Source organism: Mesorhizobium sp. M1322, assembly GCF_040318085.1.
Taxonomy (GTDB): domain Bacteria; phylum Pseudomonadota; class Alphaproteobacteria; order Rhizobiales; family Rhizobiaceae; genus Mesorhizobium.
The window spans coordinates 1-15,552 of sequence record NZ_JAMYLP010000111.1 but is presented as its reverse complement, the minus strand read 5'-3'; the positions used below and the strand labels follow the sequence as shown (position 1 = coordinate 15,552).

Sequence of the window (15,552 nt, the reverse complement as noted above, 5' to 3'; positions counted from 1 at the left end):
AGCTCTGAAATCGTCATGTGTCGAAGCCCTCAAAGGCTCCGAACATCGTCCTTCACGCCGATCACCGAAAGGTGCCGTCGGGACATCGCTTACGCAGGGGTTTGCCTATGTCGCCGAGCTCGACGGCAATCCGGAAGCCGGGTTTGGCGCCGCCGAGCAGCGCAGTGGTTCGTGGATCGCCTGGAGCTGGGGCACGCGCCGCATGAGGCGCTGCGTGCCTGGGATCACGCGCTTCTTTCACGAGGTGCTCGCTCGCCAAGTTGCCGCGCGGGGCGCCTGGCGGGTCGAGGCGCGAGCGCTGGCCGACAATGACTTGGCGCTGCGCTGGCTTGGCCGGCTCGGCGCGACTGAACGCTGCCTGCTGCCGGGCTATGGCCGCAACGGCGAAGATTTTTTGCTCTACGACTGGACAAGAGAAAGCTGGAACCATGTGCCTTTTTCAAAAGCCGCCGGCGCTGAAGCCGCTGCCACCGACACCGACCATTGCCGACAAGGACGTGCAGGCGCGCGAAGCAGCGCTTCGGGCTGAGCTCGAACAGCGCCAGGGCACCGCCGGCACGGTCAAGACCGATCTGTCGCCCAGCGACCTCACCGGCCAGCGCCGCGTGCTGCTGGGGGTGTGATTATGGGCGCGATGAAACGAGTGTTCAGGAGCCGGGGCGGCTGGTCCTGGTGGTACTGGCGGCTGGCGCGGCTGGTGAAGAGGCGACAAGGGTAGCGCCAAGTAGACCCCCCTCTGTCCTGCCGGACATCTCCCCCTCAAGGGGGGAGATCGGCTGTCATCTCTGCTTTCGCCAATTACCATCGCTGAAAGGTTTGCGAGAGATAGAAACTGCCAATCTCCCCCCTTGAGGGGGAGATGTCCGGCAGGACAGAGGGGGGGTGTTCAAGCACCGGCGATGAAGCTGCCCTTGCTCATCCCGGCTTCCGTGCAAACGCCCACACCATCAGCGGGTATTCCTCGTCGTTGCTGAGGTCGCGCCATAGGCCGTAGGCGCGCACTGGGCCGCCGATATGGGCTTTTGCGCAGGCTTTGTTGCCCCAGCCGAACACTTCTATCTCGGATTCCGGGAAGCCGCCCTCGACCATCACCTGCTTCAGGCCGGCGGGGGTCCAGCGGTTGTAGTCGTGCGGCCTGGCATGCACCCTGAACAGGAACGGCGTCGCCACCATCGCCCAGCCGCCCGGTCGGGTCATGGCATGGATATTCTGTGCCGCGGCAAGCGGCCGCTGCACATGCTCCAGCACCTGGTCGGCGATGACGACGGAATATTGCCGGTCGGTGCGGTCCTTGCAGATGTCGAAATCGGGGAAATCGACCGAGGTGTAGTTGGAGCACGTCGTCTTCCAGTAGCGGTTCCAGCCGGGCGAAACCTCGATCACGTCAGATGATTTGCGGCCGTCCGCCTCAAGAAACGCCGTGAATGCCTCGATCTGCCTGATGCGCAGCCAGTTGCGGGAGTCGTAGCCGATCAGCCGCTTTGCAACCTGCTTGCTTCGCCTCGTCAGGGCGCCGGGTAGGCTTTCCGTCATTGTCACTCGACCTCCTTAAGTCCCCGCCGCGCCTCCCTTGAACATCGCAAAAGCGGACAAAATTCGACCGCCCTAAAATAAGCTGAGACCACCGAAGAAAGATTGCCATGACGAGCGATTCCCGTGCCCACGATATCCTGTCGCGACAGGCGGAACTGGAGAGCGAGCGCAGCCAGTATGAGGCTGTCTGGGAGGCGGTGTCGGAATTCTGCGACCCCGATGCGCCCGATGTCTGGAGTGGGCGCCGGGGCGCAGACTCGCAGGCCGAGCGGCAGGAGCGGCGCGGCGCCCGTGTCTACGCCAACACCATCAACTCGGCCGCCAACCGGCTGGCCGCGGGGCTGGAAAGCCTGATCATCCCGCAGTCGGAAAAATGGCACGGGCTGTCGACCGCCGCCATGAATGACGAGGAGAGCGACGAGGAGAAGGAATGGGCGGAAGCGCTTCGCGATTTCCTGTTCTCGCTGCGCTATTCTGCCAATTCGAATTTCGTGCCGGCGACACAGGCCTGCCTGCGCAACGTCGTGCGCTACGGCCCCGCCTATCTCTATGCCGAGGAGGGCTTTGGCGGCACGCTGATCCGCTATGCCTCGATCCCGGTGGTCGAGGGCTATCTCTGCCGCAACCGCTGGGGTCAGGTCGACATTTTCCACCGCCGCTACGAGCGCACGGCGCGGCAGGCGGCGCAGCTGCTCGGCTATGAGAAACTGCCGGTGCGGATCAAAATGCTGGTCGATGATCCCGCCAAATGCCAGACGAAGATTTCGCTGATCCAGTGCATCCAGCCGCGCGACGAGCGCAAGATGTACCGGTTGGGCGGATCCTACCAGTATCTCGACACGGCCTTCGCCTCCTACCACGTCATCGAGGACGAGGAGGTCATCGTCAGGGAGAGCGGTTTCCGCTCCTTCCCGGTTTCGACGTTCAACTGGCGACGCTACGAGGGCGACCCCTATGGCATCTCGCCAACCATCGAGGCGCTGACGACGGTGCGGGAGGAAAACGCCGTGCGCCGCTCGGGTCTCAGGGCGCTGCAGCAGATCACCGATCCGGCGACCGCCTCCAAGGCACGGCTCGACTATGTGCCGGTGCTCAATCCCGGCGAGAACTATCCCGGCCTGATCGACGACAATGGACGGCCGCTGATTGCGCCGATCGCTACGGGGCAGAACCCGACCTATGCGTTCAACTACGCGGAAAGCCGGGCCGAGGAGATCCGCGACATGATGTTCGTCAACCTGTTCCAGACGCTGGTGCAGAACCCGCAGATGACGGCGACCGAAGCCTTGATCCGGCAAGAGGAGAAATGCGCGCTGCTCGGGCCGTCGGGCTCGATCATCCAGGCCGGTTTTGCCTCGAATCTCGACCGCGAGCTCGGTATCCTCGAGGACAAAGGATTGTATGAGGAAGACAGCCGGTTCCTGCCGCCGGCCAGCCTCGCCGGCAAGGCGGTGCGGCCGACCTTCACCGGCCCGCTCGACGTGCTGCGCCGCTCGGCCGAGGCGCGCGACACCATCCAGGTCGTCACCACGGCCATGCAGATGGCGCAGTTCGACCCCGGCGTGATGGACAATATCGACGGCGACGAGGCGCTCAAGATCGTGCAGAGCGCCGGTCGCAGCCCGCAGCGCATTTTTCGCCGCCACGACGAGGTCGCGGGCATCCGCGATGCCAGAGCCAAGGCTGCGCAGGCACAGGCTGGTGTGGCGGCGATCGCCACTGCCGGCAAAGTGGCCAAGGATGCTGTGCCCGCCGCTGTGCAGGCGCGCGACAGCGGGTTGCTCGATGGGCTGCAAGGCATGCTGCAGGGCGGGCAGGCCGGGCCTGACATGCCGAGCGGTCCGGCTGTGCCGAGTGCCGGCGCATGAGCCGCAAACGTTTCGCCCATTCCGGGCAGGCCGGCGGTCCGGCCAAGGCGCGCGATGCGCTAACCAAAGCGTATCTGCGCGTGTTCTCAGGCGAGGATGGTGAGATGGTCCTGGCCGACCTCGCTGCCACGACCGGCTATTACCGCCGCCCGTCCTATGGCGAGTGGCTGGCCAAGACCAAAACGCCGAACGGCTTCGAACTGCACAGCGCGCTGAGCAACGCGCGCGCCGAAGTGGTGCAGCATATCATGGGGTTGCTGACACTGGACGAGGCGCAGCTGGCGGCGCTGGAGAAGGCGGCCCGGGCGGAGGGGTAGGTAGGGGGTGATGAACCTGCCTTATGGCTAAGTCTTGCTCAAATCTACGGTGATCCGCATCGGACTGGTTTTGATGCCTGGCAGCCAACACTCCTGGACCGATTTCGAAAGTTGCTGGACCGCTTCCGCCGCCGCCTCTGAATGTGGATCATAGGATACAACGGTAACCGACTTGACCTTGCCGGCATTGTCCAATGTCACCTCGAAAATGGCCTTGACGTGATTGTCGACAGCGGCCACCGGCAAGACCAGGCAATCGCCGATCCGCTCAACACTGACAGTCTGTCTGGCGTGTGCGGAAACCGAACAAACAACCAGCAGCGAAGTCATCAAAAATCGCATCCTCGCCCCCTTGGATAGCAGACGATAGCGTGTAACCGCGCTCAGGGTAAGGATCGAAACCATCGGGTAGACCGCGCCGACGCTGAAACTGCGTCCCTCGCCCCGTTCACGGGGAGGAGATGCCGGCAGGCAGGTGAGGGGAGGCGCCAGCATCTCAGAATTCTGCGCTGCCCCTCATCCCCCTGCCGGGACCTTCTCCCCGTAGGACGGGGAGAAGGGGGCTATCGCTCAATAGTTGCCGCTGTAGTAGCGGTCGTCGCAAGGCGCCGTGTAGATGCGGCCGTAGCGATCCTGATAGCGGCAAAGCTGTTCGCCGCGCCGCTGCGGCGTTGTCGCGCTGCCCACGACCGCCCCCAGCAGGGCGCCGCTGGCTGCACCGATAACCGTGCTCTTGGTGTCGCGGCCCAGGGCCTGACCGACGAGAGCTCCGCCCGCGCCGCCGACCAAGGCCCCCGTCGTGGCTCTTTGCTGCCCTTCGGTCTGTGCACATCCTGCCAGCGCGGCAGTCACAAGCAGGGCGGCAATGGCTTTGTGCATGGTCATCGTCTGATACTCCGTTGAAGCCTATGAACTAATACACTGGCTGGTTTTGCCAAGTATTTGCCAAGTGCGGTCGCATTGCGGCGGAACAGGGGCACCATGCCTCACGAAATAAGACATGGTTTCTTTCGTCTTGACGGCCGAGGCCTTCCGGCTCGGAAAGCTCATGGTTAGACAAAAAGATCATAAAGATCAGGGCCAAACAAGACGATAGAGCCAGGCTCTATCAAAATGAATCAGGCTCCGGCCGCAGCGATTCCGCCCGCGGCGGGTCTGGCCGACCCCTCAAATCCCCCAAGAATGGAGAATGCCATGACCCGAGGTCTCCCCCGAACGCTTTCCCGTGCCGCGGCCAGTGAGGCCGGCCTTGCCGCGCCCAAGGCCGGGCTTGCCGCCAGGACGAGCGGGCAGGGCGGTTCCTACCGCACCGTCTTTTCGCTCAACGCCATGCAGGTGCCGGTCACCGATGCGCTTGCCTATACCAGCCATAAGCTCTTCGATTTCCTCGGCGGCAAGGTGCGCATCAAGGGCGGCACCGCAAGGCTGCAATTCGCCGTGCTGACCACCCGCGCCTCGACCATCAACGACAATGCGGCACTGACCTGGTCGCTCGGCTCGGCGGCGGCGTCAAGCGCTGCGCTCGCCGGCACCATGGTCAATGTGCTGGCTTCGACCGGACGTACGCTGGACGGTGCCGGTGCTGCACTGTCGACCGCTTCGACCGCCGATGTGGCGGCGGCTTTGACGCTCGATGGCACTGTGACGCCGGCCGACCTCTATCTCAACCTTGCCCTCGCCACCGGCACCGATATCGACGCCGACGGCATGCTCGCCATCACCGGCACGATCACGCTGCTGTGGGAGAACTGGGGCGATAATGTGTAGCGTTAATCTCCCCCCTTGAGGGGGAGACGTCGCCAAAGGCGACAGAGGGGGTCGGTGCGACTGGGCGCGACCTCAGCGACAGATGGACGTTGGCGCTCCACGCGTTGGTACCCTCTCTGGCCTGCCGGCCATCTCCCCCTCGAGGGGGGAGATACTGGCTCCGCCGCCGGCTCCTATCATCGGCCTTTAACGTCACAAAAGGAATCTTTTCATGACAGATCTGGCAGACGCCGAGTCCGTGGTGGCTTCGCCACCGGCGGGCAACCTTGCACGGCCACCGGCCAACGGGGACAACGGGTCCGCCCCGCCGGCTGCAGAAAGCTGGTTTGACGGTCTTTCCGAAGGCAACCGCAAGCTTGCTGAAACCAAGGGCTGGACCAAGCCTGAAAGCCTCGATCGGGTTTTCACATCCTATGCCGAGCTGGAGCGGCAGCAGGACGAGATCCTGCGCGTTCCCGCAGCGGACGCACCTGGGGAAGAGTGGGACAGGTTCCATGCCCGGCTGCCTGAGGCGATGCGCCCGCTGACATCGTCCGACAAGGTCGAATACAGACGCCCCGAGGGGCTTCCCGAAGACTTCGCCTATTCGGACGAGCTCGCCAACGCGTCCAAGGCCTGGGCGGTCGAGGCAGGCGCTACCCCGAAAGTGGCGCAGGCCTATCACGACCGCTTCGTCGGCTACATGGCCGAACAGGCAAAGGTGCAGCAGATCGCCCTTGCCCGTTCGGTCGAGGCCACTCACGACGATTTGGTCAGGGATTGGGGACCGACCGACAGCGACGGCTTTCGCCAGAAACTGGAGGTCGCCAACCGGGCGATGAAGAAGCTCGGCCTGGTCGATGCCTATAAGGCGAAGGGCATCCTTCTGCCTGACGGCGCCTTGACCGATCCGCAGATCGCCAAGGCGTTCCAAGCCATCGGCGAGGCGATGTTCAGGGAAGACACGATCGAAGGTGGTGGTGCTTTGAGCGGAGGCAATCCGTTCAAGCGCAACGCCGCCGGCGAACGCAACCTGACCGACATCTCGGCCGTCGTCAAAAGCGACCCCGCCCGCGCCCGGCGGCTGGCACGCGAGGCCGGCGAAAACCCCGACCTGTGGATTCCCAACAATCCTCTTTGAAACTGGACCATGATCTCCAGCGAAAACCGGTTTCCACTTTTCGGGATCATGGTCTGCTACCGCGCAACCTGAAGGAAGACCAAAATGGCAGACGCCTATACCCGCATCGCGGACGCGATCGTTCCGTCCGTCTATGCACAATACTCGTTCGAGGAGCACGTCCAGTCGCTCGAGATCTACCAGGCCGGGATCCTGTTTTCCGACCCGTCCATCGCCTCGAAGCTCTCGATGGGCGGGCGTTCCGTCGACATGCCCGGCTGGAAGGATCTCGGCAACGACCCCTCCGAGCCGGTCAATGACGATCCGGCCGACTCGATCGAGATGAAGAAGATCGGCGCGCGCCGCGAGGTCGCCGCCCGCAATGTTCGAGCCCAGGCGTGGGGCATTCCGGACCTGACCTCGATCCTGGCCGGCGACGACCCGCAGAAGCTGATCGTGCGCCGCCAGACCGACTATTGGCAGCGCGCCAACAAGCTGACCTTGCTCGGCATCCTGAAGGGCGTCGTCGCCGACAACCTCGCCAATGATGCCGGCGACCTAGTCCGCGTCACCGGCGCCTCCATCGTCGACACCGACATCATCGAGGCCGCCTATTTGATGGGCGACCGCGCCGACAAGTTCAAGACGATCTGGATGCACTCCAAGCAGATGAAGGCGCTGAAGCTCGCCGACCTCATCGATTATGTGCCGCCGTCCGAGCAGGGCGGGCCGCTGATCCCCTATTACATGGGGCTGCGGGCCGTCGTCGACGACGATATCCCTGTCGCGGCGGGCGTCTACACGGCGTTCATGTTCAAGGACAAGGCAATCCTGTGGAACGAGCTGCCGGTCAATACCGAAGGCGGGCCGCTGGAGTTCGACCGCAAACCGCGCCAGGGCCATGGCGGCGGCGTCACCGAAATGGTCGGGCGCCGGCACTTCGTCCCGCATGTGCCCGGCACCCGCTTCCTCGACGCCTCCTCGGCCGGCGAATTCGCCACCGATGCCGAGCTGGCGCTGGCGGCGAACTGGGACCGCACGGCGTCGAGCGTCAAGAACATGACGTTCATTGCGCTGAAGACGACCGAAGCCTGAGAGACCGTTTGGAAACTCTACTCTGGCGGCCATCTGATGGCGTTTTCTGCGCTTCCGGTGCTCACGGACCCAAATGTCCGCTGCGCGCCGGTTCTCGAAACCACCACCATATGACTCGCCAGAGCGAATTTCGAAACAGTCTCTTAGCGGACCGGAAGGGGCGGGGTGAAGAACTCCCGCCCTTTCTGGACGCCAGGTCGTCAATGTGGCGAATCCCAAATTCCCCACTGGGCTGCACCAGAGTGAAACAAGTCTTGGGGTTCGCAACATATTCATGTTGCACTTTAATCAATCGCCGTCACCAAATGGTTACAGACATGGGCGATGCTGCTTTGTCTTGGCAAGGGAGGTGACCATGAATATGACATACAAGGCAATTCAGGAAGTGCTCCGAAAAGCGGGCATCGTCATAAGCAAAAAGGGCGAACTTCACCGCATAAACTTCTTCAGCGGTCTGGAAAACACCGCCTACTACACGACAAGTCTTCAGGAAGCCCTGGACCGGGGTTTGGCGATGGCGAGAGGTGCCGGAAGGCCGCAAGCAAGCGCCGTTGCCAAGTCGGCCGAAACAGGGCGGCAGATCTCGAAGAGTGCACGCTTCGGCTGATGCCGCAGGAATTCAGGCCACAACTCATCGCCGCGTTGCGCGGCGATATCGTAAAACTGCAATAGCTACAATTATCGTCTTTTCCTCGCTCGAACGGGCACAAAGGACGGGTATGCCGCGCACGCCACACGCTTCGTGACGGGTGGCGGTTGGCACCTGTGTGACGGGTTCCACGCATGAGACGTGCGAACGTTTTGCTCAAGCAAAAATCACCAAATCCTCAGCCGCTACGAAGCGGCTTTTTGCCGTGGCCATGCCCGGCTTTTTCCGATCCACTCAGACGGAGCCTAAAATCATGGCCATCACCCCGCTCGACATCGCCAACATGGCGCTTGGCGTCCTCGACGAGGCGCCGATCGACAGCCTCGACCAGGATGTGAAACCGGCCCGCCTGCTCAATCTGCATTTCGACCTGACCCGCGAGGCTGAGCTGACGAAACACGCCTGGGTGTTCGCAATCCTGGCGGCCGCCGTCGCCGGGTCCGATACCGGCAGTGGCGCGGGCACGCTGAACTTTGCCTATGAATTGCCGGTGGACTGCCTGCGGCCTTTGCCGCTGACCCACAATGGCGAGCCGGATGGCGTGCCGATCGCGTGGCGCCAGGAGGCCGGGCTGATCTATTGCGACCAGTCGGGGCCGCGCCTCATCCGCTACGTCGCCAACCTCACCGATCCGAACGACTGGGACGCGCTGTTCACGGAAGTGCTGGTTGCAGCGCTCGCCATCAAGATCGCGCATCCGCTGACCCACAAGGCAGGCATGATCGATATCGCCCGCGGTACCTATGACCGGGCGCTCGACGCGGCGTTCCAGTCCAACGCCATCCAGCGTGGCGGCAGGTTTTCAACGTCGTCCTGGGCGATCCAGCGCGGCGATATCAGGTTTGTGCGCTGATGACGACGCTCTATCCAGTCCAGGACGCATTCGTTCGTGGCGAGATCAGTCCGCGGCTACACGCCCGCGCGTCGCTCGATCTCTATCGGGCAGCGCTTTCCAAATGCGAGAACTTCGTCACCATGCCGCATGGCGGCATCCGCAAACGCGGCGGGTCGTATTTCGTCGGCGAGGTCAAGGATTCGTCGAAGAAGACGCGCGGCATCCCGTTCATCTTCTCGGCAGATCAGGCTTACATGCTTGAATTCGGCGATCTCTACATCCGCGTCTATGCCTATGGCGCGCGGGTCGGCACGGTGGAAGTGGCGACACCCTATCTCGAAGCCGATCTGTTCGACCTGCAATTCGTCCAATCCGCCGACCAGATGTGGATCACCCACGAGGATTACCCGCCGCAGGTTCTCACCCGCACGGCGCACACCACATGGACGCTGGCCGAGTTCGTCTTTCTCGACGGCCCCTATGACGACATCAACACAACCGCGACCACGATGGCGCCTGCCGAGACCGGCGCCGTCCATCCTCTTATGACCAACAATACCGCTCCAAGCGGCACTGCTGCCGACAGCAGCGGCTCCGCCGACGCCTACAAGGTGTTTGACCGGAACAATGGGTCAAACCTTTCGTTCGGCACGACCATCGGCTTTTTGTCCTATGACTTCGCCGGTACAGCGACCAAGGTTTGTGACGGCTACTGGCTTCGGGCAAACTCCACTGGCGGTACAAAGGCACCCATCGCATGGGATTTCCAGGGCTTCGACGGCACGAACTGGATCTCGCTTGACAGCCGGACAGCAGAGACGGGTTGGTCGCGTAGCGAGGTGCGCTTCTTCGAATTTCAGAATGAGACGGCCTATCAGTCCTATCGGCTGAACATCACCGGTTCGGAGGACGACACCAATCTTACGATCGCGGAAATGGGATGGCATGAGGATGGCGATACACAGACGCCATTCGATCTCACGGCGTCCTCGATCGTCGGCATCAATGACGGCACCGGTTTCCAGACCAGCGATGTTGGCCGCGCCATTCGGCTGCTCGGCTCGGATGCCATCTGGCGCTGGGCGCGCATCACGAGCCGCACCAGCGCGACTGTGGTCAAAGTCAGGCTGTATGGGCATGCGCTTCCCAATCTCAGCCCGATCGCCCGCTGGCGTCTCGGCACTTTCGTTCCCGGCAAGTATGTCCAGAGCGGTTCCCTCTACGAGGAACGCCTGGCCTTCAGCCGGAAGTTCTCGGTCTATACCTCGGCGACCGGCGACTTCGACAATTTCGCGCTCGGGGAAAAGGACGACGATGCTCTTGAATTTATCCAGGCCGGCGGCGGGCAGGCCAATGATATTACGTGGATCGCCGATTCCGATGGGGCTCTGCTGATCGGAACGCTTGGCGGGGTCCGCGCGCTGTCGGGTTCGGGCCTCGACGAAGCACTGACCCCTTCGTCCTTCAAGAACCGTCGGTCCCGCACGTTTGGCTGCGCCAAGGTCCGTCCGGTGGATGCCGGGCAGTCGTTCCTTTACGTGACGCGCTCCCGCAAATCGATCGCAGAACTTACCCAGAGCGCCACCGGCCGCTTCACGTCGGACGATGTCGGACAGATTTCCGAGCACATCCCGAAGAAGGGTGTCGTTGAACTGGCGTTCCAGACCGATCCCGATCCGCTGCTGTGGTTCCCGCTGGATAACGGAGAACTTGGCGGTTACACGCACCAGCCTTCGCAGGAAGTCCGCGGCATGCACCGGCATCGCATCGCCGGCTCGTTCTCCAGTTCGGACTGGGGCATCATTGAAAGCGCCGTGGTCACGCCGGGGCAGGACGGCAATGATGATCTCTGGCTGTTCGTCAAGCGCACCATCGGCGGAGTCACCAAGCGCACTATCGAAATCAAAGCCACTCCGTTCGAATACGGCGAGATCGCCGACGCGTTCGAAGTCGATTGCGGCCTGACCTACACCGGCGCGGCCGTGGGGACGGTCACTGGCCTAGGTCATCTCGAAGGCGAGAGCGTCGACGCTCTGGCGGATGGCAAGGTCTACAAGGGGCTTGTCGTGGCGGCTGGAGCGGTTTCCTTGCCCGGCGGGGCAACGGCGGCCAAATGGCAGGTCGGGCTACCCTATGAGGCGGGCGCCGATACGCTGGAGCTTGACGTCGGCGGCAAGGAGGGGTCGCTCGTCGGGCGTCGAAAGAAGGTGGCGGCGGTCATTCTTTCCCTGTTGGAAACTGATACGACCGGGTTGGAGATCACGTCGTTGATGCGCGGCCGGTGGGAGCCGGTCCGTATCCCCTCGATCGTCTCGCAGGATGGCATGGCCAATCTGTTCACCGGCAATGTCGAGGTGCCGATCGACGACAGCTGGGAAGGCCAGGGCAGAGTGAAGATCCGCCACACCAAGCCGACACCCTGCACCATCCGGGCGTTCACGCCGGTGTTCGATGCCGAGCCTTAGTTGAAACTTCTGATCTCCCCCCTTGAGGGGGAGATGTCGCCGAAGGCGACAGAGGGGGTCGGCACGTCCTGACGCAGCTTCCTATCGCGGTCAGATGCCGGCGCTTCACGCGAGACAACCCCCTCCAGCCTGCCCTCTTTGCCACCACTTGGCATCTCCCCTCAAGGGGAGATATCGGCTCCCCGTTCGCCTGCTCCTCCACCTCACCCGCATCAGAGGAATCCATCGCAATGACAATCTCCCATGCCGAAGATCTCGGCAGGGCGCGGACGGCTGCCGATTTTGCTGCCGTCATCGCCTTGCTCGACACCGACCTCAACAATGCAATCGCCCGTAAGCACGAGCTGGAAAAAGCCAAGGGTCGTGCGATGTTCGGCGATGGCGATCTGGCAGCGACGCGCACCGCGCTCGCCGAGGCCAACGCGGTCGTCGCGCTGCTGGAGAAAAGCCGTGAGACGGCGAACAAGCGCCGCGCCGCCGCGCAAAGTGAAGCCTGCGTCGACATCGCAGCACTTGCCGACGGGATCAGGGCAAACGCCGCTTCCCTCGACGAGCGCTGGCGCATGGCCCAATGGCTGATCGAACAGCTGCGCCAGCAATTGTTCGACGCCGATGCCTTGCGCCGCGCCGTCGCCACCGCCAACAGCCAGTTCGACGCCGCCGGCGTTGCCGACCTCAAGATCAACCTGACCGCCATCCGGCGCGCCGCCATAGCTGGGCGGCGAGCGGCAGCCCCCGCTCGTCTCAGCGCGGCAGCGATCCAGGCCGACAAGATGCTTCTGTCCCTCCTCAGCCCCGGCGGCGCGCTCGACCCGCGCCCGGCGCTCGGCGCGCCGGTTGGAGGCATCACAGGCAGATTTTCGCTTCGTGCCCGAGGCCGTGGCTAACCATGTGCACACTTGCCCTTATCGGCACGGCTCTTTCGGTCGGCGGCGCGCTGGTCGAGGGCCAGCAGTCGAAGCAGATGGCCGACTATCATGCCAAGGCCTATGAGCAGCAGGCGCGGGCCGACGCGCAAGCCGCGGCCTTCGAGCAGGGCCAGGAACGCCACAAGCAGGACCTCTTGCTGTCGCAGGCGCGCGCCCAGGCCGGCGCCTCGGGCGTCGGCATGTCGGGCTCACCGACCGAAGTGCTGGCCGCCAATGCAAGGCAGGGCCAGCTCGACATCAAGGCGATCCAGTACGGCTCGCAGCTGCGCCAGAACAATCTGACCACGCAGGCCGCCATCTCACGCTTTTCCGGCAGGCAGGCGGTGGCCGCCTCGATCTTTAGGGCTGGCGGCGCCTTGGTCGACGGCCTCTCCAAGATCTCCGATCCGACCAAGACGACGGCAGCCAGCACGACGCCAGCTCGCGCCGTCATCTTCGGCAGTCCGGCCCTCAGGGCCCCGTGGGCAGGGAACAACTAGATGGCGACCATACCTCTCCAGCTTGCCCAACGCCGGCTCGATACCGGCAACGCAGTTTCCTATCCCGGCGGCTCGCCGGTCGGCGCCGCCATGCAAGGCTTTGGCGACGAGCTCTCGGCTGTCGCCGAGCGCTTCCGGCAGCAGAAAGAGCAGCAGGACGCGTTCGACGCGGAGGTCATCGGCCGCGAGCTGAACGGGCAGATCGCTCAGGCCGAGAATGACGCGATCCAGAACGCTCCGGCCGACGGCAGCGGCCTGCACGACACAATGTATGGCCAGGTCGATCCGCGCACCGGCCAGGTGATCAAATCAGGCCTGTTCGACACGCTGTTCGACGGCATCGTGCCAAAAATACCCGAGAGCCAGCGCGCCAACTTCGTCAAGCAGAGGGAAGCGCTGCGCGCGACCGGTTCGACGCGCATGGCGGCTCAGCAGCAGGCGCGGCGCGACCAGTACGAGCAGGCCGAGTGGACCAAGGTTGAGAACATCTACACCGGCTCGATCGCGCAGAGCGACCCGAACGACACCGGCACGTTCGAGGCGATCAGGCAGAGCGGGCACGACCTGATCGCCAAGATAGGCAATCCGCTCGCTAGGCAAGCGGCCGAGGCTGCCTGGCGCAGCAACACGGCCAAGGCGCTCATCCAGGCGATGATCGCCCAGGACCCGAAGCGCGCCGCCGAGATGCTGGGTGCGAGGCAGGTCGCGACGGACGGCATGGGTGAAACCGTGCGCATGCAATTGGGCGCCGCTTCGCAAGGTAAGGAAGCAGCCGCGAAAGGCGATCGCGACAGCAAGCCGACGCCGGATGAGGGGGTCGAGCAGGCTTTCGGTGCAAACACTTCGACACCGCAGGATAGCAAAACATCCACCATGCAAATCGACGCCATCACCTACCTGGCGCCCGGCGACGTTGAAACGCTACGCAATCTGGCCAACACGGCGAATGCTGCACAACTGGTCGATGCCCGCGCCAAGGTGCAACTCGCAGAGCAGAATGCCCCGGCCGTCCTCGCCACCACGGGCAAATATCCCGAGAAGAAGCCGGCCGAGCAGGATTTCGTCAACATTTACGGTGCCGAAGAGGGCATCAGGCATTTCCAGACATTCAACATTACAGCTGGCGTTGCCGGTGCGGTCTTCGACATGCGCTCCGCGCCGAACCAAGCAATACATGTTGAGCTTCGGGATTTTGAACCCGGCCCAAACGGTTCGCCAGAAGAGCGCGAGCAATACGAGATAAAGGCCGGCGCCGCGCAATTGGTACTGGGTGCCAGGCGCGCCGACCCCGTCGGCTATATCAGCCAACTATTCCCAGACAGGGCTCCCGACTGGAGCAAGGTCTCAACTCCGGACGACTACAAGACTGCCGTAACCTGGGCCGTCACTGCCCAGCAAGAGATGGGCTTCGACAGGATGCTGCCGCTGCCCTGGGCCGCAGCTGACCAACAGCCCGCGAAATACATCGACCAAAGCGCGCCGTTCGAAAAGCGTCTTGCCGGGTTGAGTTCGATTGTCCTGGCGGTTCGTGACCCGGACGCACGCAAGGCGATGGCCGAACAGATTTCCTTGGCGGCGGAAACTCAATGGCGAGCCAAGGCAGCCCAAAATCCGAACATCACGCCAGAGTTGTTGGAAGCCCAGGTTGCGGCGCTCAAGAATGGAATGGCGTGGATCGGGGAACATCCGGCGCAGGCTCAGTACAGCACCATGCCGTGGCTACATCAATTCGGCTTGGCGGTCTCGGATGTCGGTCGCCTCACGGCTAAGGGTGCGGCCGCTGGAGGTGCAGATGCGATCTCCGCCAAGCTGGACTCAGCTTTGTTCGGCGGGACCTACGAGGACCTTCTCAAAAATGAGCACGCCGAGACCGAGGACGCCGAGGACCGGGCAGGTTCGGCCGCTTGGGCAGCGGAGGCCCTCGGCGCCGGCTCGACCGGATATGGCCTGGTAAAGGGCGCAATCGGTTTGCTGGGCCGGGCAGGGATCGGCGCGGCGGAGAGCGGCTTGACCGGCCTCGCTGCCCGAACCGGCATAGGGGGCGTGGCGGGTGGCGCTTATGGCGGGGCACACGCCTTCAATATAGGCGAGAGCGTTTCGCGGGGGATGGCCAACGGCGCGCTTTGGGGCGCTGGCGGCAATCTCCTTGCCGAGGGACTCAGCGCAATTGGCAGCCAGGTGGTGGCAACGCTCACCGGGCGTTCCTCCATTGCTAAACCCAATATCGCCCTGGATGATATCGCCCTGCCGATCTCTGTCGGGAAGGCAGAAGAAATTTTATCAACCCCCTCGGCAGAAGGGGTAATAAAGAGGCCCTATTCAAATCTAAAGGACCCACCGACCGTTGGACTTGGCAAGGATTTTACGAGATCGCAGAAGGCGAACATTGCCGAACAGAATAGAAGGATGAACGGTGGGGTCCTTAGTGTCCGATCCAAAAAGGAGTGAGTGATTTCAGCAGGTTGTGATTCTGTCGGATTGCTGAGATTCGACGGAGATCACGATGCCTTGGACCG

Annotated in this window: 15 protein-coding genes; 12 read left to right on the top strand and 3 right to left on the bottom strand. The window is 63.1% G+C overall.

Annotation, left to right across the window (positions count from 1 at the left end; genetic code table 11):
• The first annotated feature begins 4 nt into the window (after positions 1-4).
• The gene (locus tag NKH12_RS26960; RefSeq protein ID WP_352955934.1) at positions 5-529 is read left to right on the top strand and encodes a hypothetical protein; all 525 of its coding nucleotides are present in this window, start codon (positions 5-7) and stop codon (positions 527-529) included.
• A gap of 386 nt (positions 530-915) precedes the next feature.
• Here NKH12_RS26960 and NKH12_RS26955 read toward each other — a convergent pair whose 3' ends face one another.
• The gene (locus NKH12_RS26955; protein ID WP_352955933.1) at positions 916-1,533 is read right to left on the bottom strand and encodes a methyltransferase domain-containing protein; all 618 of its coding nucleotides are present in this window, start codon (positions 1,531-1,533) and stop codon (positions 916-918) included.
• Between the two features lie 107 nt (positions 1,534-1,640).
• Between NKH12_RS26955 and NKH12_RS26950 the strand changes: the two genes are divergently transcribed.
• Positions 1,641-3,401, top strand: coding sequence for a portal protein (locus NKH12_RS26950; protein WP_352955931.1), 1,761 nt, complete (start codon positions 1,641-1,643; stop codon positions 3,399-3,401).
• Entirely contained in the window at positions 3,398-3,718 is a 321-nt protein-coding gene (locus tag NKH12_RS26945; protein ID WP_352955930.1) for a Bbp19 family protein, read from the top strand. The genes NKH12_RS26950 and NKH12_RS26945 overlap by 4 nt, the downstream gene beginning before the upstream one ends.
• A gap of 27 nt (positions 3,719-3,745) precedes the next feature.
• Here NKH12_RS26945 and NKH12_RS26940 read toward each other — a convergent pair whose 3' ends face one another.
• On the bottom strand, positions 3,746-4,213 hold the full coding sequence (locus NKH12_RS26940) for an energy transducer TonB (protein WP_352955928.1): 468 nt from the start codon (positions 4,211-4,213) through the stop codon (positions 3,746-3,748).
• 75 nt (positions 4,214-4,288) lie between these two features.
• Positions 4,289-4,603: a YMGG-like glycine zipper-containing protein gene (locus tag NKH12_RS26935; protein WP_352955927.1), complete on the bottom strand. Its 315-nt coding sequence runs from the start codon at positions 4,601-4,603 to the stop codon at positions 4,289-4,291.
• A 309-nt stretch (positions 4,604-4,912) separates the two neighbouring features.
• Here NKH12_RS26935 and NKH12_RS26930 point away from each other — a divergent pair, with 309 nt between their 5' ends.
• The 9 genes from NKH12_RS26930 (at position 4,913) to NKH12_RS26890 (ending at position 15,484) form a co-directional block, all read left to right on the top strand.
• The gene (locus NKH12_RS26930) at positions 4,913-5,485 is read left to right on the top strand and encodes a hypothetical protein (RefSeq protein WP_352955926.1); all 573 of its coding nucleotides are present in this window, start codon (positions 4,913-4,915) and stop codon (positions 5,483-5,485) included.
• 211 nt (positions 5,486-5,696) lie between these two features.
• A complete protein-coding gene (locus NKH12_RS26925; protein WP_352955924.1) occupies positions 5,697-6,605 on the top strand; it encodes a hypothetical protein in 909 nt (302 codons plus the stop codon).
• Between the two features lie 84 nt (positions 6,606-6,689).
• A complete protein-coding gene (locus tag NKH12_RS26920) occupies positions 6,690-7,679 on the top strand; it encodes a Coat protein (RefSeq protein WP_352955923.1) in 990 nt (329 codons plus the stop codon).
• Between the two features lie 355 nt (positions 7,680-8,034).
• On the top strand, positions 8,035-8,286 hold the full coding sequence (locus NKH12_RS26915; RefSeq protein ID WP_352955922.1) for a hypothetical protein: 252 nt from the start codon (positions 8,035-8,037) through the stop codon (positions 8,284-8,286).
• Positions 8,287-8,581: 295 nt separating this feature from the next.
• The gene (locus NKH12_RS26910; RefSeq protein ID WP_352955921.1) at positions 8,582-9,181 is read left to right on the top strand and encodes a phage connector family protein; all 600 of its coding nucleotides are present in this window, start codon (positions 8,582-8,584) and stop codon (positions 9,179-9,181) included.
• Entirely contained in the window at positions 9,181-11,628 is a 2,448-nt protein-coding gene (locus NKH12_RS26905; protein WP_352955920.1) for a phage tail protein, read from the top strand. Before NKH12_RS26910 ends, NKH12_RS26905 begins: the two co-directional genes overlap by 1 nt.
• A gap of 230 nt (positions 11,629-11,858) precedes the next feature.
• Positions 11,859-12,515 (top strand): hypothetical protein, encoded by a 657-nt coding sequence (locus tag NKH12_RS26900; RefSeq protein ID WP_352955918.1) that lies wholly within the window; start codon positions 11,859-11,861, stop codon positions 12,513-12,515.
• A 2-nt stretch (positions 12,516-12,517) separates the two neighbouring features.
• The gene (locus NKH12_RS26895; RefSeq protein WP_352955917.1) at positions 12,518-13,036 is read left to right on the top strand and encodes a hypothetical protein; all 519 of its coding nucleotides are present in this window, start codon (positions 12,518-12,520) and stop codon (positions 13,034-13,036) included.
• A gap of 267 nt (positions 13,037-13,303) precedes the next feature.
• A complete protein-coding gene (locus NKH12_RS26890) occupies positions 13,304-15,484 on the top strand; it encodes a hypothetical protein (protein ID WP_352955915.1) in 2,181 nt (726 codons plus the stop codon).
• The last annotated feature ends 68 nt before the right edge of the window (positions 15,485-15,552 follow it).